Annotated in this window: 1 protein-coding gene and 1 pseudogene; both read right to left on the bottom strand. The window is 54.9% G+C overall.

Annotation, left to right across the window (positions count from 1 at the left end; genetic code table 11):
* Positions 1-189: 189 nt before the first annotated feature.
* Positions 190-438 carry a TOBE domain-containing protein gene (locus IVB12_RS10600; RefSeq protein ID WP_346658493.1) on the bottom strand — a complete coding sequence of 83 codons (249 nt, stop codon included), beginning with the start codon at positions 436-438 and terminating at the stop codon, positions 190-192.
* A 132-nt stretch (positions 439-570) separates the two neighbouring features.
* Positions 571-1,173, bottom strand: a pseudogene (locus tag IVB12_RS10595) (ABC transporter ATP-binding protein); the annotation flags it as partial.
* Positions 1,174-1,360 lie beyond the last annotated feature (187 nt).

The raw sequence follows: 1,360 nt of genomic DNA, 5'->3' as shown, positions 1-1,360 counted from the left end.
CGCGGATCTCATCGAGGCCAGCGGCCATGTGCCGCGCGCAAAGGCCGAACATATGACCGCACCGTCCCAATGTGTGAATCGATTGAAAAAGCTCTTGCCTCGCGGGCCGCTCCACATATGGGGGGCAAGGTCAATAGCATCATGCTGCCTTGGGCGCGGTGGTCGAGAACAGTTGCGGAATGCACGTCTCTAGAAGACTAGAACGTCTGACGCTGAAAAAACCGCCTGCACGGCCTGTCCAGCCATAACTCCCGGGGTCCTCCCCAAGTTCTTCCGGATTGCTAACAACCGATTTCTTCCCGGAAGTTCGACTACCACATGCAGATCGGCGCGAAGAGCCGCCACATCGAGGACGACGCCTGCCAAGACGTTGTGTTCTCTCTCTTCGCTCATCCTGCGCATGGTGCAGTCTGTCAAGTCGATGTTTTCTGGTCTTATACATAGATCGGCACCGGACCGATGGTCGCAGTTCGCCGATTGTACTCGGATCTCAAGTCCGTCGCTGGTGATATAAGAACTAATATCTTCGCTCGACTGGCCGAGTCTCGATCCCCGAAACCAATTGGACCTTCCTACGAACTCAGCTACGAACTTGCTGGCGGGGGTCTTGTAGATCTGCGTCGGCGTCCCGCGCTGAATGATTTTGCCAGCATGCATGACGACAACCTCATCGCCGAGACTGAGAGCCTCTTCTTGATCATGGGTCACGACGATGGTGGTTGCGCCGACCGATTTGAGTATCTCCTTCAATTCGATACGCAATTCAAGACGAAGCTTCGCATCTAGTGCGGACAAAGGCTCGTCTAGAAGGACGATTTTGGGATCGGTAGCGAGCGCTCGTGCCAGCGCGACGCGCTGCTGTTGTCCGCCGCTTAGCTGATTGGGATATCTGGCTTCCATGCCGGCCAATTGTACAAGCGATAGCATCTGCTTGACTCGAGATGGTATCGACGATGCAGGCGTTCTGCGGTATCGCATGCCGTAAGAGACATTCTGGGCCACTGTCATGTGAGGAAAGAGTGCGTAATCCTGAAAAACGAGACCTACATTGCGCTCATAAGGTTTCAAATGGCCAACGTCCTCACCTGCAATTTGCACCATCCCGCCGTCTGGCGAGGTAAAGCCCGCAATGATACGGAGAGTCGTCGTCTTGCCGCAGCCGCTTGGTCCTAGCACTACTTTGGCAGATTGTCGGATTCCTCTGAATTTTTAGGAGTCCCGAATCGATTTTTCAATGATTCATGGGTGGTCGGCTCTTGGAGGGCTGACCATGGCGGAATGGGAAGACGAACTCGAAGGCTGGCTGAAGCCGTTCTTGCAGCGGTTGGGTCATAAGACCCGGCAGCGGATGTGTCCCCTT

It is taken from the genome of Bradyrhizobium sp. 179 (genome assembly GCF_023073535.1).
In the GTDB taxonomy this organism is placed as follows: Bacteria; Pseudomonadota; Alphaproteobacteria; order Rhizobiales; family Xanthobacteraceae; genus Bradyrhizobium.
Note: the sequence above shows the minus strand (reverse complement) of the source record. Positions and strands in the feature narration are given on the sequence as shown.